This window comes from Vibrio sp. FF145 (assembly GCF_041439075.1).
Lineage (GTDB): Bacteria > Pseudomonadota > Gammaproteobacteria > Enterobacterales > Vibrionaceae > Vibrio > Vibrio tasmaniensis_A.
Genome location: NZ_JBGONH010000066.1, coordinates 1 through 23,172 on the forward strand (window position 1 = coordinate 1; position 23,172 = coordinate 23,172).

Below are 23,172 nucleotides of genomic sequence, written 5' to 3' on the forward strand. Positions count from 1 at the left end.
AACCGAGGTCCACGGATTTGCAATCCGCTGCATAGCCACTCTGCCAAGGCGCCTTAATAACTCCAATCGAATCGCTTATTGCCATCCTCTTGGGTACGGGATGCATTCTACGGATTCGAGCGTTTGAGTCAATATTATTTTTGTATTTTTAATTCGTTTGAATAGATTTTATACGAAACAGGCTAAATAGCTGACTTTGTGTGCAAAGCACTTTGTGGACAGGCTATTCAAAGGAGATCTATATCACATTAGATATCCACTATTGATAATTTAACCTTAGGTTAAAGATCAAAAAAGCGAGCCTCAGCTCGCTTCTTCATCAATGGTGTTTTTCGTCTAACAAATCATCTTTGGCGGCCATCAAGTATTGCGCCATTGACCAGTAAGTAAGAACGGTTGCAACATAGAGTGCAATGTAACCCACCCAAACCATCCAGTCGTCGTATCGCCAGATAAGTACCCAAAGAGCAAACATCTGAGAAACGGTTTTCACTTTACCAACCCAAGATACCGCAACGCTTGCACGTTTGCCGATTTCAGCCATCCATTCACGAAGCGCCGAGATGATAATTTCACGACCAATCATGGTCACAGCAGGAATAGTCACCCAGATCGAGTGATAATGCTCGGTAACTAAGATAAGAGCAGTAGCAACGAGCACCTTATCCGCCACGGGGTCAATAAAGGCACCAAAGCGAGACGTTTGTCCTAGTTTACGAGCCAGCATGCCATCTAGCCAGTCAGTAAAACCCGCTACCCAAAACACCATTGCAGCAGCAAAAGGAGCCCATTCATAAGGTAGGTAAAAAACAACAACGAATACTGGGATTAAAAATAGTCTCAGTAAGGACAAAATGTTAGGTATATTCAAACGCATATTATTAGGCTCTTATCAATTGCGCTTTAATGGTGCGGGATTTTTACTATTGTTTCAATGCTTGATAAATGTTTTCTGCCAAAGAATGACTAATGCCCGGCACTTTGGCTATTTCTTCGACAGTTGCACGCTTAAGTTCTTGTAAGCCACCCATATATTTCAACAAAGATTGACGACGCTTAGGCCCTACCCCTTCAATTCCTTCCAGTGCACTGGTTCTACGCGTTTTACCACGTTTTGCTCTATGCCCGGCAATAGCATGATTATGGCTTTCGTCACGAATATGTTGGATAAGGTGTAACGCTGGCGCATCACTGGGTAAATTGAACTCTTCGCCTTCAAGAGTCACCAAGGTTTCTAAACCCGGTTTACGCGTAACCCCTTTGGCTATACCCATCATTCTTGGTCGAAATGGCCAATCACCCCAATATTGAGAAATGATCTCATGAGCGCGGTTGAGCTGACCTTTACCACCGTCGATAAAAATGATGTCTGGGATCTTATCGACATCAAGTTGCTTCGAGTAACGCCTTTCAAGCGCCTGAGCCATTGCCGCGTAATCATCACCACCGGTAATGCCAGTGATGTTGTAACGGCGGTATTCCGGCTTAACAGGGCCTTCCTGATTGAACACCACACAAGACGCAATCGTGCTTTCACCCATGGTATGACTGATATCGAAACATTCCATGCGCTTGATAGCATCCATCGACAACACTTCTTGAAGCTCTTTAAAGCGCTGGTTAATGGTCATCTTGTGATTAATCTTGGTGGTAATAGCCGTCAATGCATTGGTATTCGAGAGTTTAAGGTAACGACCTCGAATACCTGAAGGGTTGGTATTGAAGTGAATCTTACGACCCGCCACTTCACACAAGGCTTCTTGAATCGGTGTGATATCTTCCATCAAATCGGCATTGAGAATCAAACGCGTTGGGATGGTTCTCGCTTCATTATGCGCCAAATAATATTGGCTTAAAAAGCTCGAAAAAACCTCTTCTCGCACCGTATTGTTGGGAATTTTCGGGAAATGGCTTCTACTGCCTAAAACCTTGCCTTGGCGAATCATCAAGATATGAATACACGCTACGCCATTCTCTTGAGCAAAGCCCAACACGTCCATATCTTCCATTGAGTCGTCGGATACATATTGTTGTTCTTGCACGCGTCGAATCGCTTGGATTTGGTCACGGAACGCGGCAGCTTGCTCAAAGCGAAGCTCTCGGCTTGCTGTGTCCATCTTTTCGATGAGCGTCTCAAGGACTAACTTGTCCTTCCCTTGCAAGAACAAACGAACGTAGTCGATAAGTTCACTGTACTCTTCATCAGAGATGATTGAGCTGACACATGGCGCAGCACAACGGCCAATCTGATACATCAAACACGGGCGCGTTCTGTTGGCATAAACCGTATCTTCACACTGGCGAGCAGGAAAGATTTTTTGTAGTAGGTGCAACGTCTCACGCACAGCGCCGGAATCAGGGTAAGGACCAAAGTATTCGCCCTTTTTCTTTTTAGCACCACGATGCATCGACAAACGAGGATGCTTGTGACCGCTAATAAAAATATAAGGGTACGACTTATCATCACGCAAAAGTACGTTGTATTTAGGCAAGTACTGCTTGATGTAGTTATGCTCAAGGATGAGCGCTTCTGTTTCCGTATGCGTTACAGTGACATCGATCTTGTCAATATTGCTGACTAAAGCGCGTGTTTTTTCACTGTCGACTTTTTTACGGAAATAACTGGAAAGGCGTTTTTTGAGGTTCTTAGCTTTACCGACGTAAATAACAACAGCCTCGGCGTTATACATTCGATAAACGCCGGGCTGCTCTGTTACTGTCTTGAGGAATGAGACTGAGTCAAACAAGTTGGTCACTATACGATCTCAGTGTTAAAGGGTCTCAGTGTCTAACATTCCATGTCTAATCGCTAAATGCGTCAGCTCTACATCGCCACTGATATCCAGCTTACTGAACAAGCGGTAGCGGTAACTGTTGACTGTTTTAGGACTTAGATTGAGTTGTTCTGAAATATCCGTCACTTTCTGACCTTTGGTAATCATCATCATGATTTGAAGCTCACGTTCAGATAAGTCTGCGAATGGATTTTCAGACGCAGGCGAGAATTGGCTCAAAGCCATCTGCTGCGCAATTTCTGGCGAAATGTATCGTTGGCCACTATTAACCACTCGAATTGCATTTACCATTTCATCCGGACCTGCCCCTTTAGTAAGGTAACCAGCAGCTCCAGCTTGCATCACTTTAGTTGGAAACGGATTTTCCGTATGAACAGTTAAAACGATGATTTTAACATCAGGGTTGAAACGCAAGATTTTCTTGGTTGCTTCTAAGCCACCAATACCAGGCATATTCATATCCATCAAAATAACGTCAGTATTGTTAGTACGACACCATTTTGCAGCATCTTCACCGCTTTCAGCTTCCCCTGCTACGTTCATTCCACGGACGTCTTCAATAATACGTCGTATCCCTGTGCGAACCAGCTCGTGATCATCTACAAGGAAAACATTTATCAAACTTGTATCTCCACACTATTAATTGGCTCTGCAACCACTGTGTCATTTCATCTGTTTGAAACAATTGAACAAAGGAACAGTGAATCGCAGCATTGAGTACATCTTAACTTAATTACTAAAAAAAAGCTCTGTTGAATATGTGCTGAAACACGAACTTTAGCAAGTACTTATTAACAAATAAGCCAACTAAAACAACAAGCTTTTTCTAAAAATCAACCAGTTAAAACAACACCCAATAAAATTACACAAGATAAAGATATTTTCAATACCATTGAATAGCCATTCGCGACAATTTCACTTATTTGCTTATAGAGTCCCGTTATTTGCCTCTGTTAACTAGAATTTAGTTAGTATTTTTGCTGCCTGTTATGCGCTGAGGGTCGCTAGGTGGTAGTATTCGATTCCCAATTTCAATAGGTTACTACATTGGATATTCAGCAAGGCTTTGTACTCACAAGACAAGCAAGAGACTTTTCAGGGCGCACACAAATCGACTTGTGGTTAAGCACCCCTCAAGGCCCTACGCTACTGACTATTCAAAATGAAAAGCCTGTATTTTTTGTCGCGCAAACTGATGTTGAAGCATGTCAGGCTATCGCAGCGAAAGAGTCTATCAATTGCCAGTTAAAGCCTTTAGAGCTAGCAACATTCGAGCAAACACCTCTCGCCGCATGTTACACCTCTCTGTCGAGAAGTAGCTTTGGTTTAGCGCAAGCCTTTCACAGCGAAGAAATTCAGATCTTTGAAAGCGATATTCGACTCGCCGATCGATATCTGATGGAACGCTTTATCAAGGGCAGTATCGAATTCACAGGCACTATCACTTCAAAAAGACAGCATCGCAGAGTATCGAACGCAAAATGCCGAGCTGGCGATTACTTGCCAAACTTGTCTGTGGTTTCGCTTGATATTGAGTGTTCGGAAAAAGGTGTGCTTTATTCCATCGGCCTAGACAGTCCAATGGATAGCCGAGTGATAATGATTGGCGATCCACAAGAAGCAGATACCAATATCCAATGGGTTACCAACGAGAAAGCGCTGCTTGAAGCTATGATTGCGTGGTTCTCCGAGTTTGACCCGGACATCATCATCGGTTGGAATGTCATTGATTTCGACTTTAGACTGCTGCACAAGCGTTCGGAATGGAACGAAGTGAAACTCAGTATCGGTCGCGACAATCAACCGAGCTTTTTCCGCAGTTCCGCTCAAAATCAGCAAGGTTTTATCACGATTCCAGGCCGCGTTGTCTTGGATGGTATCGATATGCTCAAGACAGCGACCTACCACTTCCGCTCTTGGTCTCTTGAATCGGTATCTCAAGAGCTACTCGGCGAAGGCAAAGACATCCATAACGTTCACGACCGCATGGATGAGATAAACCGGATGTTTAAGTTCGATAAGCCTTCGCTCGCCAAGTACAACCTTCAAGACTGCGTGCTAGTAAATCGCATCTTCGAACACACTCACCTACTCGACTTCGCGATTGAGCGCTCTCGATTAACCGGTGTCGAGCTGGATCGTGTTGGTGGCTCTGTTGCGGCCTTTACTAATTTATACATGCCTCAAATACACCGAGCAGGTTACGTCGCGCCGAACTTAGAGCCTGAGAACTGGATCGCTAGCCCCGGTGGTTATGTGATGGATTCGATTCCCAACCTTTATGACTCGGTGTTGGTACTCGACTTTAAAAGCCTGTATCCATCGATCATTCGATCTTTCTTGATTGACCCGATGGGCCTGATTGAAGGACTAAAGTTAGAGTTAGGCTCTGAAGAAGACCAAGCAGTAGCTGGGTTCCGTGGCGGTCAATTCCACCGCTCTAAGCACTTTCTACCAGAGATGATCGAAAACCTGTGGGCAGCACGTGACGTTGCAAAGAAGAACAACGAAAAAGCGTTCTCTCAAGCGATTAAGATCATCATGAACTCCTTTTATGGTGTACTTGGCTCTTCTGGTTGTCGTTTCTTCGATACTCGCTTAGCCTCCTCTATCACCATGCGTGGTCATGAGATAATGAAGCAAACCAAGGTTCTGATCGAAGATAAAGGGTATCAAGTAATTTACGGAGATACCGATTCAACTTTCGTGTCTCTTAATGGCAGTTTTGAGCAAGAACAAGCAGACGAGATTGGTCACTCCCTTGTGGCTTACATCAATGACTGGTGGACGAATCACCTGAAAGAGATCTACAACCTCACCTCGATACTTGAATTGGAATACGAAACCCATTACCGCAAGTTTCTAATGCCGACCATTCGAGGCTCTGAGACAGGATCGAAGAAACGTTATGCAGGCTTAATCAACCAAGGTGACCAAGAGAAGATCATTTTTAAAGGCCTTGAAAGTGCCCGAACCGATTGGACGCCCCTTGCACAACAGTTCCAGCAAACCTTGTATGAGATGGTCTTTCACGACCAAGATCCAAGTGATTATGTTAGACAGTTTGTCGATGAAACATCCGCAGGCAAACACGATGACCTACTGGTTTATCAAAAGCGCTTGCGCCGTAAATTGCATGAATACCAGAAGAACATTCCGCCACAGGTTCGCGCAGCAAGATTAGCCGATGAGATCAATGCCCAGCTTGGTCGCCCACTTCAATACCAAAACAAAGGACGTATTGAATATTTGATTACGCTGAGTGGCCCTGAGCCCAAGGAGTACTTAAAGAGTGGTATCGATTATCAACATTACATCGACAAGCAGATTAAACCGGTCGCAGAAGCGATTTTGCCCTTCATTGGTTTAGATTTTGAAAGAGTCAGCGGGCAGCAACTAGGCCTGTTCTAGATTTAATTCTCTTTTCGACACGACATTAGACTCGAGATATCTATTAAAACTCGAGCCAGACATTAAAACGAAAAAAGCAGAGGAGTGCTTAACTCGCTCTGCTTTTTCATATCAATGGATAGCTTACGATCTTGATAGCTTACGACCCCTACCCGATTCGAAACTCAGTTTTCTGATACTGCTTAACCAACCATTCACCAAAACCATCAAGAATCCCTATCACTGAACGTTTGGGAATCGCACGCCCAGACAGCAGAATACCCAACCTTTGAATCTCAACTTCTTTCTCTGGATGATATCTCAAGAACTGTTGACCACACTCCATAGGCGCATCGAACCAGTTCTTGTCTCGGTACATGATCAAAGAGTAACTGGCTCGCAGAAGCTTCTTGGCAATAATCACTTGCGCGGCGACTTGCTGCTCTGGCGTTGTTGCTCGGGCAATCTTATTACGATAAACCGCTAACCAATTCTCCGCGTCCATATTCCAGTGTTTGGCAATTTCCCAACTCGTTTCGAAATCGCCATAGCAGTCTGATAAATCTTCACCATGCACACACACAGCTAAATGCTTAAGCATGAAGCCCCACGTAAAGATATTGTCGAAATCAACTATCTCGCTCACCAAGGTGGTTTTGATCGCCACTTGAGTGACCTGAGGGAAGCTCTTTTGGAAGCGCCATTTAATGGTATTCAGCAGCGTGGTTCGTTGATCTGGGAAAGGACGATGGGTAACCACAACCACATCTAGATTCGAGCGACCGACAACGGCTTGTTTGCGTGCCAAACTGCCATAAACATAGACACTGTGCAGATTAGAACCTAACCCACCTTTTAGAAAGGTAATCAGATCGTTAACCACAGGTTGAAATTCAGGTTGAAATGGCTGTGTTGGGTCAATAACAGATAGCTGCATAGGTCGTTTCGGTAAATAAAATAATGATTTAACTGTCTCTCTATGATCGCTTAGGTGACTTTATGATTCAAGCTATTCCTATTTATAGCGTCTACGAGATATAATCACCGGATAGACCCAATAAGGACAAACACAAAATGCCTAGAGCAAGTGAGATTAAAAAAGGTTTTGCGATCAATGTTGATGGCAAAACAGTACTAGTTAAAGATATCGAAGTAACAACACCAGGTGGCCGTGGCGGTCAAAAGATTTACCGCTTCCGTGGTCACGATGTAGCAACTGGCGTTAAAACAGAAGTTCGTCACAAGGCTGACGAAATCGTTGAAACGATCGACGTAACTAAGCGTGCAGTGATGTTCTCTTACGTTGATGGCAACGAGTACATCTTCATGGATAACGAAGATTACACACAGTTCATCTTCAACGGTGAAATGATCGAAGACGAACTGCTATTCATCAACGAAGATACGCAAGGTATGTACGCGATTCTTATCGACGGTACTGCGGCGACTCTTGAGCTACCAACTTCAGTTGAGCTAGTAATCGAAGAAACAGACCCTTCAATCAAAGGTGCATCTGCTTCAGCTCGTACTAAACCAGCTCGTCTCTCTACAGGCCTTACTGTTCAAGTTCCTGAGTACATTGCAACTGGCGACAAAGTTGTTGTGAACACAGCTGAACGTAAATACATGAACCGCGCAAGCTAAGATACTGATTATGACCGAAGCTAACAACCTAATGTCTTACGACGACGCAATTGACACTGCATACGACATCTTTCTAGAGATGGCTGCTGATAATCTTGAACCTGCAGACGTGATCTTATTCACGGCTCAGTTTGAAGATCGTGGCGCTGCAGAACTTGTTGAAACTGGTGACGATTGGGTTGAACATGTTGGCTTTGAAGTCGACAAAGAGATCTACGCTGAAGTACGCATTGGTCTTGTAAATGAAGCTGATGATGTCTTAGATGACGTATTCGCTCGTCTACTGATCAGCCGTGACCCTGAACACAAGTTCTGTCACATGTTGTGGAAACGCGACTAGGCTCTTCTTAAACCAGCTCAGAGTACTGAGCTGGTTTTCTTACGACTTCATAGCCTCATCACTTTAAACTGCAACTCTACAAAATTATGACCAAAGCAAAGACAGATACCCTATCCAAAGGCTATGCCTGTGTTGGATTAGTAAACCCCAAAACCCCTGAAAATGTTGGCTCAGTAATGCGAGCAGCTGGTTGCTACGGAGCAAACTCTGTATTTTATACTGGCACCCGTTATGACCACGCTCGACAGTTTCATACCGACACCAAAGAAAAGCACCTTGAGCTACCATTAATTGGTGTTGAAGACCTGAAAGACATTATTCCAGTTGGCTGCGTACCAATCGCGGTTGATTTGATAGAAGGCGCTAAGCCTCTGCCTGATTATAAGCACCCACCTCGTGCTTTTTATATCTTCGGCCCTGAAGATGGGACTCTGAAAAAAGAGATCACGGACTTCTGTCGTGAAACTATCTATGTTCCGACTAATGGCTGCATGAACCTTGCTGCTGCGGTCAATGTCATTTTGTATGACCGCATGGCGAAGGGTGATAACTTTTCTAATCATTTGAAAGTGACCTAAAACCAATCGTAGTCCATAGCTAGTCACCCTAGCTAGTGAAGCACTTCTACCTGGTTAATCGTTTCTACTTGGTAAGCACTTCCACATGATTTGAACTGCGCCATATTCAAGACGAAAAAAAACCTGCTAAGTTAGCAGGTTTTTTAGTATTCGAAACGTTGGATTAAGCTTAAGAACTGTAGCAACTACTGGTGTAATTACTTACGTGATCTTGGCTTAGCCGGTTTAGCCGGGCGTCCGTTGTTCAGTTTAGGCTTTTTGGTAGACTGAGGTTTACCATTGGTCGCTGGAGCACTACGACCTGAATCAGGTGTTGTAGTACCGCGAGTTGCAGGCTTCTTACGCTTAGTCTGGTTGCTACGGCCTTTAGGAGCATTTGCGCGCTCTTCGTGACGCTTAACAGCACGACGAATTTTCTGGCTACGAGAACGCTCACGCTTACGAGAAGTGTTTGCAGGATCAAGATCCAACAGTGTCTCTTTTTCTGGCTGAAGTTCAACAAGCTCACGCAAGTAGTTTACTTCTTGAAGATCTAGCTCTTTCCAACCGCCACGAGGCAGTTTCTTATCAAGGTAGATATCACCGTAACGTACACGTTTCAGACGGCTTACTGTTGTTTCTTGTGATTCCCAAAGACGACGAACCTCACGGTTACGACCTTCGTTAATCGCTACGTAGAAAGTATGGTTCATACCTTCACCGCCAGCGTAAACCACGTCTTCGAAACGAGCCATACCATCTTCAAGTTGAACGCCACGAGTCACGTTCTTAACTTTTTGCTCAGTCACTTCACCAAACACACGTACTAGGTACTCACGCTCGACCTGACGGCTTGGGTGCATTAGGCGGTTTGCAAGTTCACCATCAGTAGTGAAAAGCAAAAGACCCGATGTGTTTGCATCAAGACGACCAACTGAAATCCAACGAGAACCACGGATCTTAGGTAGACGATCGAAAACAGTACGGCGACCTTCAGGATCGTGACGAGTACAAAGCTCACCTTCAGGTTTGTAGTAAGCAAGTACACGACAAACCACTTCTTCAGAGGCTTTGCCTGTAATAGTGTGGCCATCGATACGGATCACTGAGTTCTCGTCTTCAAGACGCTCACCCAATTTCGCAACTTGACCGTTAACACTTACACGACCAGATTTGATTAAACCTTCTAGTTCACGACGAGAACCGTGACCAGCTCGCGCTAAAACCTTCTGTAATTTTTCGCTCATTTACTCTTTTCTACCTAATTGTCGTCTTCACAGACGTCGAATGAATTTTTCGCGACCAAATCGCGGTCGCGTATTATCGCAAATAACCTGCCAAAAAGCACTTGTTATTTACTCTGGCAGGTTTGCTGTTTCGTTACAGACTGTTAATCAGTAACGCTATTATTCAAACGGCGCTGGATCACCGGCACCACGACGTAAAACAACGGCGTCATCGTCACTGAAGTCAATAACCGTGGTTGGTTGTTCACCTAAGTAGCCGCCATTCAAAATGACATCAACCGCATGCTCTAGGCTGTCACGAATTTCTTCAGGATCCGATTCAGTGGTCTCGTTACCCGGAAGAATCAGAGACGTCGACATCAATGGCTCGCCCATTGCTTCTAGAAGATCTAGCGCAATTTTGTTGTCTGGTACACGAATACCGATCGTTTTACGCTTAGCGTTCATCAAACGCTTTGGCACTTCTTTTGTTGCTTTGAAAATAAACGTGTAAGCACCTGGCGTGTGCGCCTTAAGCAGACGGAAAGCCACGTTATCTACTCGTGCATACAGTGACAACTCAGAAAGGTCACGGCATAACAAAGTGAAATTGTGCTTATCATCGATTCGACGAATTTTACAGATGCGTTCGAGTGCTTGTTTATTCTCAAGCTGACAACCCAGTGCATAACCTGAATCTGTTGGATAAACCACAACGCCGCCATTGCGAATAATCGCAACCGCTTGAGTAATTAAGCGCGCTTGTGGGTTATCTGGGTGTACATAAAAAAACTGGCTCATTGTTGATCCTCGTTATCGAATCTCTCGACTCTATCATCAGAAGGAGCTGGTTCACCTAAATACTGTCATCGGTATCAGTTGGTGAAACCGTTTGAAACTCCCAATCTTTCCATACTTCTTCGACCCCAGAAGGTAGCCAGAGATTACGTCCAAGTTCCATCCACGGAGATGGATAATGGAAGTCACTGCCTTGGGAGGCTAATAGTTTGTATTGTATAGCATAATCCGCAAGTGTGCGTCTTTCTTGTTGCGCTTGCTGAGGCTGAGCGACTTCCATAGCGTCACCATTTGCTTCAACAAATGCAGCGAGAAGGCGTTTAACCCACTTGGCGGTAAGGCCATATCGCGCAGGGTGAGCTAATACCGCTTGACCACCAGCCGCATGAATAGCCGTGACAGCATCACTCATTGAGCACCATGTTGGCGGCACATAACCTGGATTGTTGCGCGTAAGAAACTTTTTAAACACCTGCTGCATGGTTTTCGCGTAACCATTGTCGACTAACCATTTCGCAAAGTGTGCTCGAGTAATTGGTGCATCACCTGCAATCAACTTAACCTCTTCTAACACACCTTCACGAGTCGCTTTCTCAAGACGTTGAGCAATCATCTCTGCACGTCCAACACGGTGTTGCTTCTGTTGTTCAATTAACGCTTTCAATTCTGGTGATTCAGGATCGACGTTTAACCCAACAATATGGATATCTTTGTTTTGCCAAACGGTTGAGATCTCGATGCCGTTAATCAACTGAATAGGAAGATTGTTATCAGCAATATAGCTGCGTGCTTCTGCAAGCCCATCAGTCGTATCATGATCTGTAATCGCTAACGCTTCGATGTTAAAGCCTAGCGCTCGGTCAATCAGTTCAGGTGGAGTAAGTCGGCCATCTGAGGCTGTTGTATGACTATGTAGATCAATTCTCATATATTCTTTTTCATTGTTTTCAATTTTTATCGTTATATTTGTGTCAACGCACTTGACCTGCAAGCGCAAAACTAGTTAACTAGTACACAAATACGAAGTATCACATTTGATAGGTTCACTATGTTACAAGAATTTAACCAAAACCATAAAGATAAAGTTTTAGAACTTTCTTCAGTAGAAGCAAGTTCAGAGCTTAATTGGTGGCGCACTTGGACAAGTTCTTGGTGGGCTAACGTGTACTTCTAGTTAAACAGTTTGTTTATAAAAAAGTTATCACTAAGCCCGCTTTCATAGCGGGCTTTTTAATTTGTCGAACATCTCACATTCAACTGACTAACAAATCAACGAATTGACCATATTCTAGATTGGGTGAACAGTATCTTTATGCGACTATGTACGACAGGAAATTTAAAGAATCATAAAGGAGGTCTTGTGAACAAGGCCATTGAAATCAAAAAGCTGGGAACCATTGAGGTCATCAATTCTTCCGTTCCTTACTCGCAAGATCCAACCAGCGTTTTTCATACTTTGTGTGAAAACAAAACAGACAGTCTGTTGTTGGAATCTGCTGAGATTGAATCTAAACAGAACCTGACAAGCCTACTCCTTATCGACTCTGCTGTTCGCATCGTATGTCGCGGACATGAAGTAACCTTTCAAGCATTGACTGAAAACGGTCAAGCGCTTATCGAACACCTAACTCAAAATGTGAAAGCAGAAATTAAATCTGACCTGACTGATAACGTTTTGACGCTGACTTTTATCGAGCCAAGCAACGAAGTAGATGAAGACTCACGTTTAAGAGAAGCCTCTTCATTCGATGCTCTACGTTTAGTGCAGCACAGCTTTGAGCAAGACGCAGATAACAAACACGCACTATTCATGGCGGGCTTATTCGCTTATGACATCGTGGCGAACTTTGAACCGCTAGGTGATGCTGAAGCAACCAACAATTGTCCTGACTTTGTTTTCTACGTTGCCGAGACACTATTGCGTTTCGACCATCAAGAGAACGAAGGCCTACTTCATGCGAGCTTGTTCGCTCAAGATGACAGCATCAAAGTACGGCTAACTGAGCGCTTAGCTGATATTCAAACTCAGTGTCAATCACTGAAAGCCATCACAGAAGTCACGCCGCTCAACAACGTTGAAGCTGTACCAAGCGTTTCAGATGAAGACTTCTGCCAAACGGTTCGTGACTTAAAAGAATACGTAGTAAAAGGCGACGTATTCCAAGTGGTACCTTCACGCCGCTTCACACTGCCTTGCCCTGCTCCACTGGCTGCTTACAAAGAACTCAAGCAAAGTAACCCAAGCCCTTACATGTTCTACATGCAAGACGAGCTGTTTACTCTGTTTGGTGCTTCTCCTGAAAGTGCTCTGAAGTACGAAACTGAAACCAACCAAATTGAAATTTACCCAATTGCTGGTACTCGTCGTCGTGGTAAGCGCCCGAATGGTCAAATTGATTTCGACCTAGATAGCCGTATCGAACTTGAACTACGTACCGACAAGAAAGAAAACGCTGAACACATGATGCTGGTTGACCTAGCACGTAACGATGTGGCACGTATTGCAGAAGCTGGCACTCGCCACGTAGCAGACTTGCTAAAAGTTGACCGCTACAGCCATGTGATGCACTTGGTTTCTCGTGTTGTAGGTCAGCTACGTGAAGATTTAGATGCCCTACACGCTTACCAAGCTTGTATGAACATGGGTACGCTAACGGGCGCACCAAAAATCCGTGCAATGCAGCTTATTCGTGATGTAGAAAAAACGCGCCGTGGTAGCTACGGCGGTGCAGTCGGTTACCTAACCGGTGAAGGCACTTTAGATACTTGTATCGTAATTCGCTCTGCTTACGTTGAAGATGGCGTAGCACAAGTGCAAGCAGGCGCGGGCGTGGTGTTCGACTCTGACCCACAAGCAGAAGCAGATGAAACTCGCGGCAAAGCTCAAGCGGTCATCTCTGCGATTCAAGCTGCACATACTAAGAACATCTCAAATAAGAAGGAGTCGTAATCATGGCTGATATTGTATTCATCGATAACTTCGACTCATTCACTTACAACCTTGTAGACCAGTTCCGTTCATTAGGTCACAGCGTGAAAATTTACCGTAACAACATTCCTGCAAAGGTTGTTGAAGCGGCGATCAACGAACTAGACAACCCTGTTGCACTGCTTTCGCCAGGCCCTGGTGCTCCGGCTGATGCGGGCTGTATGCCTGAGCTGATTCAGCTACTAAAAGGCAAAGTGCCAATGATTGGTATTTGCTTAGGCCACCAAGCGATTGTTGAAGCCTACGGTGGCACCGTTGCAGGCGCTGGCGAAATCATTCATGGTAAGGTGTCGATGATGGAACACCAAAATCATGCGACTTACCAAGGCTTACCTTCGCCGCTGGCTATCGCTCGCTACCACTCTTTAGTAGCAACGCATGTATCTGATAGCTTAACAGTGACAGCTGAAGTCGATGATTTGGTAATGTCTGTGGTTCAAGAACAAGACAAGGTTTGTGGATTCCAATTCCACCCTGAATCAATTATGACGACCTACGGTGCAACGCTTCTGGCGAACGCTATCGAATGGGCTCTTGAGAAACCTATTCATTTAGAGAAAAGCTCTCCCCTTGAGAAGACAGCGACTCTTGACCAAAAGACTAACTAGGAAACGATCATGGAACAGATTAATAAACTTTACGAACAGCAGTCTCTTACTCAAGAAGAAAGCCAACAATTGTTTGATGTGATCATCAAGGGTGAGCTAGACCCAATCTTGATGGCTTCGGCTCTGACTGCATTAAAAATCAAAGGCGAAACGCCTGATGAAATCGCTGGCGCAGCGAAAGCACTGCTTGCCAATGCAAACCCGTTCCCACGTCCTGATTACGATTTTGCAGACATCGTAGGTACAGGTGGCGACGGTCACAACACCATCAACATTTCTACAACTTCTGCATTTGTAGCAGCAGCGTGTGGCTTAAAAGTCGCAAAACACGGTAACCGCAGTGTATCGAGCAAATCAGGTTCTTCTGACTTACTGGACTCGTTCGGCATTAACCTAGCGATGACCGCGGAAGATACACGTACGGCTGTTGATGAACTTGGCGTAGCATTCCTATTTGCTCCGCAATACCACGGTGGCGTGCGTCACGCGATGCCTGTTCGTCAAACTATGAAAACACGTACTATCTTCAACATCCTTGGCCCACTGATTAACCCTGCTCGCCCTAACATCGAGCTAATGGGTGTTTACAGCAAAGAGCTAGTACGCCCTATCGCGGAAACCATGCTGCAAATGGGCATGAAGCGTGCTGCCGTTGTGCACGGTAGCGGCCTTGATGAAGTGGCTATTCATGGCGAAACCATCGTTGCTGAAATCAAAGACGGCGCAATTCACGAATACACAGTGACACCGGCAGACTTTGGTTTGAACACTCACCCTCTTGAAGCAATCAAGGGCGGCGAGCCAGAAGAAAACAAAGCAATCACAACCGATATCCTAACGGGTAAAGGCACTGAAGCCCAAGTTGGCGCAGTAGCCGTGAACGTTGCTCTATTGATGCGTCTATTTGGTCACGAAGATCTAAAAGCCAACGCACAGCAAGCGATTGACGCAATGAACTCTGGCAAAGCGTACGAGCTTGTACAAAAGCTTGCTGCACACGCCTAACGAACGACGAGACAAAGAACATGACACAGACTACCGATAAATTGTCGACCCACGTTTCAGTCAAAGAAGCTGAAATGGCGGAAGTACTAGCAAAAATCGTTCGTGATAAATACCAATGGGTTGAAGCGCGTAAGCAGACTCAACCACTGGACGAGTTTAAAGCGTCACTAACTGCAACAGACCGCAGCTTTTATGATGCACTGAGCGGCGAGCAAACCGTTTTCATCACTGAATGTAAGAAGGCATCACCGTCAAAAGGTTTAATCCGTGACGAGTTTGATTTGGACTACATTGCATCGGTTTACAACAACCACGCCAACGCGATTTCAGTGCTGACAGACGAGAAATACTTCCAAGGTGACTTTGAGTTTTTGCCAAAGGTTCGCAGCATTGCTAAGCAGCCAATCCTGTGTAAAGACTTCATGGTTGATACCTACCAAGTTTACCTAGCTCGTCACTACTCAGCTGACGCAATTTTGCTAATGCTATCGGTACTAGATGATGAAGAGTACCAAGCACTTGCTGAAGTTGCTCACTCGCTAAATATGGGTGTACTAACCGAAGTCAGTAACGAAGAAGAGCTTCACCGCGCAGTCGCTTTAAAAGCAAAAGTGATCGGTATTAATAACCGTAACCTACGTGACCTTTCGACTGATCTGAACCGTACTAAAGAGTTGGCTCCGCAGGTTCGCGAACTGGCTCCAAACGCAGTCGTGATTTCAGAGTCTGGCATCTACACACATCAACAAGTTCGTGACCTTTCAACGTTTGCAGACGGCTTCCTAATCGGCAGCTCTTTAATGGCAGAGAAGAACCTTGAACTCGCAGTGCGCAAAGTAACACTCGGTGAAAACAAGGTGTGTGGTTTAACTAACTCTGACGATGCCGCGAAAGCGTATCAAGCAGGTTCGGTATTCGGTGGTCTGATTTTCGTTGAAGCGTCTAAGCGTCATGTGGATATCGAAGCGGCTCGTTTAACCATGAGCGGCGCACCGCTGAACTACGTGGGCGTGTTCCAAAACCACAGCGTAGCAGATGTTACGAAAACGGTATCTGAGCTAGGCCTATTCGCTGTGCAACTGCACGGTGATGAGTCTCAAGCATTTGTCGATGAGTTAAAACAATCACTACCTGAAAACGTTGAGATTTGGAAAGCTTACGGTGTGGCTTGCAGTGCTGAAAACGGCGCTGAAAGTGCGCTACCAGAATTACTGAAAAGCAACGTGACTCGTCACCTGCTAGATACTAAAGTGGGTTCTCAAACGGGTGGTACTGGCCAAGCGTTCGATTGGAGCTTAATCAACAACCAAAGCGCAATCATGTTGGCAGGAGGTCTAAGCCCAGAAAATGCTAACCAAGCGGCTAAGTTGGGCTGCTTAGGATTAGACCTAAACTCTGGCGTTGAATCCGCTCCTGGTAAAAAAGACGCAGACAAGCTGCAACGCGCTTTTGCAGCGATTCGTAATTACTAGTCTGGCTTCTAGAAGCAAAAACCAGAGCTAGAAAGCGGAAACTAAAAACATATTTGTGAGCTTTGCCTTTTGCGAAGCTCAAACAAGATTAAATGACTTGGTGTGAAGACACTCCAATAGAATTGAAGGAATAACACAATGGCTAAACTCGATGCCTACTTCGGTGAATACGGTGGTCAATACGTACCGCAGATCCTAGTCCCAGCACTAGACCAACTAGAACAAGCATTTATTGATGCACAAGCCGATCCTGAGTTCCGCAGTGAATTCATGACGCTTCTGCAAGAGTACGCAGGTCGTCCAACGGCACTAACGCTAACGCGTAACCTGACTAAAGGTACAAAAACCAAACTGTACCTAAAGCGTGAAGATCTACTTCACGGCGGCGCACATAAGACAAACCAAGTACTTGGCCAAGCGCTACTTGCTAAACGTATGGGTAAGCAAGAAATCATCGCTGAAACTGGCGCAGGCCAACACGGTGTTGCAACAGCGCTTGCTTGTGCTCTACTAGGCCTTAAGTGTCGCGTTTACATGGGTGCAAAAGACGTTGAACGTCAAAGCCCGAACGTATTCCGCATGAAGTTGATGGGCGCAGAGGTTATCCCTGTTCATTCTGGCTCTTCAACGCTAAAAGATGCATGTAACGAAGCGCTACGTGACTGGTCTGCAACTTATGAAGACGCGCACTACCTATTGGGTACTGCAGCGGGTCCTCACCCATTCCCAACGATTGTTCGTGATTTCCAACGCATGATTGGTGAAGAAACGAAAAACCAAATTCTAGCTCGTGAAGGTCGCCTTCCTGATGCCGTTATCGCTTGTGTTGGCGGTGGTTCAAACGCTATCGGCATGTTCGCTGATTTCATTGAAGAAGAGTCTGTTCGCCTAATCGGTGTAGAGCCTGCTGGTAAAGGTATTGATACTGACCAACACGGCGCGCCGCTTAAACACGGTAAAACCGGTATTTTCTTCGGTATGAAAGCCCCACTGATGCAAGATGAGAACGGCCAAGTAGAAGAGTCTTACTCTGTATCTGCGGGTCTAGATTTCCCATCAGTTGGTCCTCAACACGCGCACCTAAATGCGATTGGCCGTGCTGAATACGACAACGTGACCGATGACGAAGCGCTAGAAGCGTTCCAATTGATTGCACGTAAAGAAGGTATTATCGCAGCACTAGAGTCATCTCATGCTGTGGCTCACGCTGTAAAAATGGCTCACGACGACCCAGAGAAAGAACAGCTATTAGTCGTTAACTTATCTGGTCGCGGTGACAAAGACATTTTCTCTGTACACGACATTCTTAAAGAGAAAGGAGCATTATAATGGATCGCTATCAATCACTCTTCACTCGCTTAGCTGAAAAGAATCAGGGCGCATTTGTACCATTCGTAACGGTTGGCGATCCCAACCCTGAGCAATCACTTAAGATCATGGAAACCTTGGTTGAAGCGGGTGCAGATGCACTTGAGCTTGGTATTCCATTCTCTGATCCGCTTGCAGATGGCCCAACAATCCAAGGCGCAAACATTCGTGCTTTAGATTCTAAAGTAACGCCAGATGTGTGTTTTGATCTTATTGGTCAAATTCGCGCTAAATACCCAGAGCTGCCAATCGGCCTACTGATGTACGCGAACTTGGTTTACGCACGTGGTATTGAGAACTTCTACGAACGCTGCGCAAAAGCAGGTATCGATTCAGTATTGATTGCTGATGTACCAACCAATGAAAGCGGCGAATTTGTTGCTGCTGCGAAGAAGTTTGGAGTTCACCCAATCTTTATTGCTCCGCCAACAGCAAGCGATGAAACACTTCAATCAGTTTCTGAGCTAGGTGGCGGTTACACATACCTACTTTCTCGCTCAGGCGTAACGGGTGCAGAAACAAAAGCAAACATGCCTGTAACTGCCCTACTTGATCGTTTGAACAAGTTTGATGCGCCACCAGCACTGCTTGGTTTCGGTATCTCTGCTCCTGAACAAGTGAAAGAAGCGATTGTAGCGGGCGCTGCAGGTGCTATCTCTGGCTCAGCGGTTGTGAAAATCATTGAAAACAACGTTGAACAACCAGAAGCAATGCTTAAAGCACTTGCGGAGTTTGTTACGCCAATGAAAGCGGCAACGCAGAAATAATCGACGGTCATTAAATAGACGTTCGTAATCAATGGTCGTTAAATAAAACCAGCGATTCAAATACTAAAAGGCTCCACAACTGTGGAGCCTTTTTTATAACTCGTCATTCACGCTAACTACTCATCAGCTTTCATCGCTTTCTTAATCGCAGCCTCATTGAGCGTCGCTTTGATCGGGTCGGTTATCTTCTCGACCAGATCGATGGGCATTGGGAATATGATTGTAGAGGTTCGCTCATTCGCCACTTCTGTTAGTGTTTGCATGTAACGCAGCTGAATCGCATTTGGCGCTTGATTAAGAACCTCTGCAGCCTCTTTCAGCTTGGTTGATGCTTCTAGTTCCCCTGTTGCATGGATCACCTTAGCTCGACGTGAACGTTCCGCCTCGGCTTGCTTAGCTAGAGCTCGCACCATACTGTCATCAAGATCCACATGCTTGATCTCGACATTGGCAATCTTGATCCCCCAGTTATCGGTGTGTTGATCCAGTATCGCTTGCAAGTCTCTATTGAGCTCTTCTCGCTCAGACAGCAATTCATCCAACTCATGCTGTCCTAATACTGAACGCAACGTTGTTTGTGACAGTTGACTGGTCGCTTCGAGGTAGTTCTCTACGTTATTGATCGCCATCTTCGGATCCAGCACTCGAAAATAGACCACGGCATTCACCTTCACTGACACGTTATCGCGTGTGATCAAATCTTGTGTTGGTACGTCCAACACGATAGTTCGTAGATCCACTCTTACGATTTGTTGAATGAAAGGAATGATGATAATCAACCCCGGCCCTTTGACGCCGTAAAAGCGCCCGAGGAAGAACACCACTGCACGCTCGTACTCGCGCAGCACTCTGAACATGCTGGCTATCAGCAAGATAACGAGCACAATGACAATACCTATAGTGTGTATAAACATAACCGCCCCCTAATGGTAACGATGGTTAAGCAATAAATAATTCAATCAAGTTTGTTCTAGCATGTCGCGCTAGCTAGATTTCGATGATGTCTCATCGGGCAACGCCTCAACATCCAACAACAACCCAGTCAGTTTGGTCACTCTAATAAGCTGCCCCGCTTGCAATTCACTCGCGCATTTGGCTTGCCATATCTCCCCTTCAACCAATACTCGACCCGCACCGGGGAAGCCGCTTACCACTTTGCCAGTGTCGCCGACAACCGCTTCCATCCCCGTAGTCACCGGCTTGTTTCTCACTCGGACTAGCATAGAGATAGTTACAACGATAAAAGCGACAGAGAATAGGCTAATACCGATAATTAACGGCAATGCGATTTGATAACCCGGCACTTCGGTATCCATCAGCATGATCGAGCCCAATGTGAATGCGGCGACGCCACCCAAACCGAAAATCCCGAAGCTCGGGCTAAAGGCCTCTGCCACCATTAAGGCAATTCCCAATAGGATTAAAGCAAGGCCCGCGTAACTCACCGGTAGCATTTGTAAGGAGTACATCGCTAATAACAGACAGATGCCGCCCAATACACCCGGTAAGCCGACGCCAGGGTTATAGAACTCAAGCAACAAACCATAGATACCGATTAGCATCAGAATGTAAGCAACATTTGGATTAGTGATCACCGAAAGCAAACTAAAGCGCCAGTCTTGTTCTCGCTCGACAAAAGAAACATCACTCAGTTGGACTTCCTGACTGACACCGTTGATGGTGATGACGCGTCCGTTGCTCAGTTCAACCAATTGCTGAAGGTCGCTGGCAATAAAATCAATCACGTTAAGCGAGAGTGCATTCTCAGAATCCAAACTTGCGGCCTCTCGCACCGCTTTTTCTGCCCATTCTTCGTTACGTTTGTGCAGCTTAGCCAAACTGACGATGTAGGCAGCTGCATCATTAATGACTTTCTTTTCCATCGCTGTGGTGGCTTTTACTTGGTCTGAGTTCTCTTGTTTGGTTGCGTCTTGCTCACTCGCAGAAGTGCTATCGTCTTTATTGGTATCGTCTTGAGGCGACAAGGGATTAGTCGGCGCTTTGCCACCGCCAAGAGACACAGGGGTTGCTGCACCTAGATTAGTTCCGGGCGCCATGGAAGCAACGTGGCTGGCAAGTAAAATATAGGTTCCGGCGCTCGCTGCTCGCGAACCCGCAGGCCCAACCCAAGTAGCGACTGGAATCGGTGAGGTGGTGATGGATCGAATAATGTCACGCATCGACGAATCTAACCCGCCAGGCGTATTCATTTTCAAAATGATGAGTTTTGCTTGCTCATCGTGAGCTTGTTCTATTTCTCTAGTGAGGTAATCACTGGTCGCCGGACCTATCCCTCCGTTCACCTCAATCACCCAGACATCATCGGCCTGAGCGAACACAGAGCTGAACAACAGAAGAAACGCAAACAAGTACTTTAATATAAAAGTCATAGCCCCTCTCCTTACAACTGAGATGCTAGATAGACGTTTTATTTAAAGCGCAGAGGTAACATCTTGGTAATAAATAGATACCTTAAGCATAGTTCAGGCTAAATTTCCCACAACAAGCTTTATCATTTTCAGCCAGATTAATCTGTATAGAAAAAACGCAAAGATATGGATTAAATGTTAACAAAAGTAAGCAAGCGACGCGAAGCACAATCCATTCACAAAGCGATCAATAAAAACACTTTTATAAATCTTACAAATAACCGAACAACGAAAAACCAAAGAAAACGTTTGCTTTGGTGTGAAAAAACATCTAATAGCCATTCACCTGCTGTTTTTAAGAGACTTTCACCTCTGCTCATATTGATAAATGTAAAGGATACGTGTAAAACTCTTCGCGAAATATTTATCCAATGGCACATCGTTCATTGGTGAGTAATTCTGGGATTTTTATATTTAGTAGCACAGAGGTTATGGAAGTGTTAAAAGAAAAGAGTTTACTAAGCAATATTGGCATTCAAGTCGTTATTGCAATGATCATCGGTACAGCAGTCGGCGCGATGATGGGTGACAGCGCAACAATGTTCGCTCCACTGGGTGCTATCTTCATCAATTTGATCAAGATGCTGGTGATTCCTCTAGTCGCAGTTGCCCTAATTTCAGGTGCTGCAGGTCTAGGTAATAGCTCATCGGCTGGTAAAGTCGGTGTAACAACACTGGGTTACTTTGCACTAACGTCTGCACTTGCTGTGGCACTAGCGCTTGTAATGGGTGAAGTGTTCGAACCCGGTCGTGGTATCGATGTTTCTGGCGTTGAAGGTATGTTCTCTTCAGAATACGCTGCGAAAGGCGAACTTCCAACGTTCTGGGCAACCATCACTGGCATGATCCCTACCAACGTTTTCCAATCACTGAATGAAGCAAACATTCTGCAAATTCTCGTTTTCTGCTTATTCTTTGGTATTGCGATTTCTAAACAAGCAAAAGAGAAACGTGACCCTATCATCAACGGTGTAAATGCTATCGTTGACGCTATGGTATGGATGATCAACAAAGTTATGATCATTGCACCACTTGGCGTATTCGGCCTAATGGCTGAAGCAGTAGGTACGTTTGGTTTTGGCGCGCTTATGGTCGTGTTCAAGCTGTTCATTGTTTACATCGCTGCGATTCTTATCTTCGGCTTTGTTGCTTACCCACTGATGATTCAAATCTTCACTAAGACTTCAGCTAAGAAGTTCCTAGTGGCAATGAAGAAGCCTCAAGCGGTTGCACTATCAACAGCATCTTCAATGGCGACACTACCAGTAACAATGGAAACGGTAGAGAAAGAACTTGGCGTTCGCAACTCTACGGCTTCATTCGTTCTGCCACTTGGTGCGACGATCAACATGTCTGGTAATGCAATTTACTACGGCCTGGTTGCTATCTTCTTTGCACAGCTGTTCAACATCGACCTGTCTATGGGCGCTTACGTTGCTATCATCGTAACCTCTACGCTAGGCGCAGTTGGTCAAGCAGGTGTTCCAGGTCCTTCTTTCCTAGTGGTTGCGGTTCTTCTAGCAGCTGGTATCCCTATCGAAGGTCTACCTCTATTATTCGCTCTAGACCGTATCTTCGACATGATTCGTACTGCTCTGAACATCACTGGTGATGCAGCATGTGCGGTAATCGTTGATTCTCTAATCAAAGACGAAGTGAAAGAAGCTGAGCTAGAGAAACAACAAGCTTAAACTTCTTAGAAACCTAAAGACCAAAAAGCCACTCATTGAGGCAACACCTATCATTTAAGGTGTTTAGATCGCACAGTGTAGCGAGTCTTACTA

Annotated in this window: 21 protein-coding genes and 1 other annotated feature; of the genes, 12 read left to right on the top strand and 9 right to left on the bottom strand. The window is 45.3% G+C overall.

The window, feature by feature from the left end; genetic code table 11:
• Positions 1 to 319: 319 nt before the first annotated feature.
• From pgsA to uvrY, 3 genes are read right to left on the bottom strand one after another with little or no spacing between them, the layout of a single operon-like run.
• Positions 320 to 877: a CDP-diacylglycerol--glycerol-3-phosphate 3-phosphatidyltransferase gene (pgsA, locus tag ACED42_RS19330; protein ID WP_012604331.1), complete on the bottom strand. Its 558-nt coding sequence runs from the start codon at positions 875 to 877 to the stop codon at positions 320 to 322.
• 46 nt (positions 878 to 923) lie between these two features.
• Positions 924 to 2,756 (bottom strand): excinuclease ABC subunit UvrC, encoded by a 1,833-nt coding sequence (gene uvrC / locus ACED42_RS19335; RefSeq protein ID WP_269335958.1) that lies wholly within the window; start codon positions 2,754 to 2,756, stop codon positions 924 to 926.
• A gap of 15 nt (positions 2,757 to 2,771) precedes the next feature.
• Positions 2,772 to 3,416, bottom strand: a complete 645-nt coding sequence (gene uvrY / locus ACED42_RS19340) for a UvrY/SirA/GacA family response regulator transcription factor (protein ID WP_004729778.1) — start codon at positions 3,414 to 3,416, stop codon at positions 2,772 to 2,774.
• Positions 3,417 to 3,842: 426 nt separating this feature from the next.
• Here uvrY and ACED42_RS19345 point away from each other — a divergent pair, with 426 nt between their 5' ends.
• Entirely contained in the window at positions 3,843 to 6,206 is a 2,364-nt protein-coding gene (locus tag ACED42_RS19345) for a DNA polymerase II (RefSeq protein WP_371703810.1), read from the top strand.
• Positions 6,207 to 6,354: 148 nt separating this feature from the next.
• Here the strand turns inward: ACED42_RS19345 and ACED42_RS19350 are convergent, their stop codons facing one another.
• Complete coding sequence (locus tag ACED42_RS19350; RefSeq protein ID WP_371703812.1) at positions 6,355 to 7,122, bottom strand: nucleotidyltransferase domain-containing protein; 768 nt, start codon at positions 7,120 to 7,122, stop codon at positions 6,355 to 6,357.
• A gap of 137 nt (positions 7,123 to 7,259) precedes the next feature.
• Between ACED42_RS19350 and yeiP the strand changes: the two genes are divergently transcribed.
• The 3 genes from yeiP to ACED42_RS19365 all read left to right on the top strand — a co-directional run bounded on the left by yeiP (position 7,260) and on the right by ACED42_RS19365 (position 8,747).
• Positions 7,260 to 7,829 carry an elongation factor P-like protein YeiP gene (yeiP, locus tag ACED42_RS19355; protein ID WP_009848748.1) on the top strand — a complete coding sequence of 190 codons (570 nt, stop codon included), beginning with the start codon at positions 7,260 to 7,262 and terminating at the stop codon, positions 7,827 to 7,829.
• A gap of 10 nt (positions 7,830 to 7,839) precedes the next feature.
• Positions 7,840 to 8,169 (top strand): HI1450 family dsDNA-mimic protein, encoded by a 330-nt coding sequence (locus tag ACED42_RS19360; protein WP_017108380.1) that lies wholly within the window; start codon positions 7,840 to 7,842, stop codon positions 8,167 to 8,169.
• An 86-nt stretch (positions 8,170 to 8,255) separates the two neighbouring features.
• Positions 8,256 to 8,747 carry an RNA methyltransferase gene (locus ACED42_RS19365; protein ID WP_004729783.1) on the top strand — a complete coding sequence of 164 codons (492 nt, stop codon included), beginning with the start codon at positions 8,256 to 8,258 and terminating at the stop codon, positions 8,745 to 8,747.
• A 197-nt stretch (positions 8,748 to 8,944) separates the two neighbouring features.
• Here the strand turns inward: ACED42_RS19365 and rluB are convergent, their stop codons facing one another.
• The 3 genes from rluB to ACED42_RS19380 form a co-directional block, all read right to left on the bottom strand.
• Positions 8,945 to 9,973: a 23S rRNA pseudouridine(2605) synthase RluB gene (gene rluB / locus ACED42_RS19370; RefSeq protein WP_017104066.1), complete on the bottom strand. Its 1,029-nt coding sequence runs from the start codon at positions 9,971 to 9,973 to the stop codon at positions 8,945 to 8,947.
• 159 nt (positions 9,974 to 10,132) lie between these two features.
• Positions 10,133 to 10,753: an L-threonylcarbamoyladenylate synthase gene (locus ACED42_RS19375; RefSeq protein WP_009848751.1), complete on the bottom strand. Its 621-nt coding sequence runs from the start codon at positions 10,751 to 10,753 to the stop codon at positions 10,133 to 10,135.
• 55 nt (positions 10,754 to 10,808) lie between these two features.
• Positions 10,809 to 11,678 carry a PHP domain-containing protein gene (locus tag ACED42_RS19380; protein WP_371703815.1) on the bottom strand — a complete coding sequence of 290 codons (870 nt, stop codon included), beginning with the start codon at positions 11,676 to 11,678 and terminating at the stop codon, positions 10,809 to 10,811.
• A gap of 120 nt (positions 11,679 to 11,798) precedes the next feature.
• On the opposite strand from ACED42_RS19380, the gene ACED42_RS19385 reads away from it, so the two are divergent.
• The 7 genes from ACED42_RS19385 (at position 11,799) to trpA (ending at position 18,959) form a co-directional block, all read left to right on the top strand.
• On the top strand, positions 11,799 to 11,924 hold the full coding sequence (locus ACED42_RS19385) for a trp operon leader peptide (RefSeq protein ID WP_009848753.1): 126 nt from the start codon (positions 11,799 to 11,801) through the stop codon (positions 11,922 to 11,924).
• Positions 11,871 to 11,985, top strand: a sequence feature (Trp leader region). (Overlaps the previous gene by 54 nt.)
• A 125-nt stretch (positions 11,986 to 12,110) precedes the next feature.
• Complete coding sequence (locus ACED42_RS19390; protein ID WP_371703817.1) at positions 12,111 to 13,700, top strand: anthranilate synthase component 1; 1,590 nt, start codon at positions 12,111 to 12,113, stop codon at positions 13,698 to 13,700.
• A 2-nt stretch (positions 13,701 to 13,702) separates the two neighbouring features.
• The gene (locus ACED42_RS19395) at positions 13,703 to 14,347 is read left to right on the top strand and encodes an aminodeoxychorismate/anthranilate synthase component II (protein WP_102507490.1); all 645 of its coding nucleotides are present in this window, start codon (positions 13,703 to 13,705) and stop codon (positions 14,345 to 14,347) included.
• Positions 14,348 to 14,356: 9 nt separating this feature from the next.
• Complete coding sequence (gene trpD / locus ACED42_RS19400; RefSeq protein WP_012604340.1) at positions 14,357 to 15,352, top strand: anthranilate phosphoribosyltransferase; 996 nt, start codon at positions 14,357 to 14,359, stop codon at positions 15,350 to 15,352.
• A gap of 20 nt (positions 15,353 to 15,372) precedes the next feature.
• The gene (gene trpCF, locus ACED42_RS19405) at positions 15,373 to 16,824 is read left to right on the top strand and encodes a bifunctional indole-3-glycerol-phosphate synthase TrpC/phosphoribosylanthranilate isomerase TrpF (RefSeq protein WP_371703819.1); all 1,452 of its coding nucleotides are present in this window, start codon (positions 15,373 to 15,375) and stop codon (positions 16,822 to 16,824) included.
• A gap of 138 nt (positions 16,825 to 16,962) precedes the next feature.
• Positions 16,963 to 18,153 carry a tryptophan synthase subunit beta gene (gene trpB / locus ACED42_RS19410; protein WP_010438034.1) on the top strand — a complete coding sequence of 397 codons (1,191 nt, stop codon included), beginning with the start codon at positions 16,963 to 16,965 and terminating at the stop codon, positions 18,151 to 18,153.
• Positions 18,153 to 18,959 (top strand): tryptophan synthase subunit alpha, encoded by an 807-nt coding sequence (gene trpA, locus ACED42_RS19415; RefSeq protein WP_017080965.1) that lies wholly within the window; start codon positions 18,153 to 18,155, stop codon positions 18,957 to 18,959. Before trpB ends, trpA begins: the two co-directional genes overlap by 1 nt.
• Positions 18,960 to 19,075: 116 nt before the next feature.
• Here trpA and ACED42_RS19420 read toward each other — a convergent pair whose 3' ends face one another.
• Complete coding sequence (locus tag ACED42_RS19420; protein WP_004729804.1) at positions 19,076 to 19,873, bottom strand: slipin family protein; 798 nt, start codon at positions 19,871 to 19,873, stop codon at positions 19,076 to 19,078.
• Between the two features lie 69 nt (positions 19,874 to 19,942).
• The gene (locus tag ACED42_RS19425; protein ID WP_371703821.1) at positions 19,943 to 21,349 is read right to left on the bottom strand and encodes a nodulation protein NfeD; all 1,407 of its coding nucleotides are present in this window, start codon (positions 21,347 to 21,349) and stop codon (positions 19,943 to 19,945) included.
• A gap of 410 nt (positions 21,350 to 21,759) precedes the next feature.
• On the opposite strand from ACED42_RS19425, the gene ACED42_RS19430 reads away from it, so the two are divergent.
• The gene (locus tag ACED42_RS19430) at positions 21,760 to 23,079 is read left to right on the top strand and encodes a dicarboxylate/amino acid:cation symporter (protein WP_012604345.1); all 1,320 of its coding nucleotides are present in this window, start codon (positions 21,760 to 21,762) and stop codon (positions 23,077 to 23,079) included.
• Positions 23,080 to 23,172: the final 93 nt, after the last annotated feature.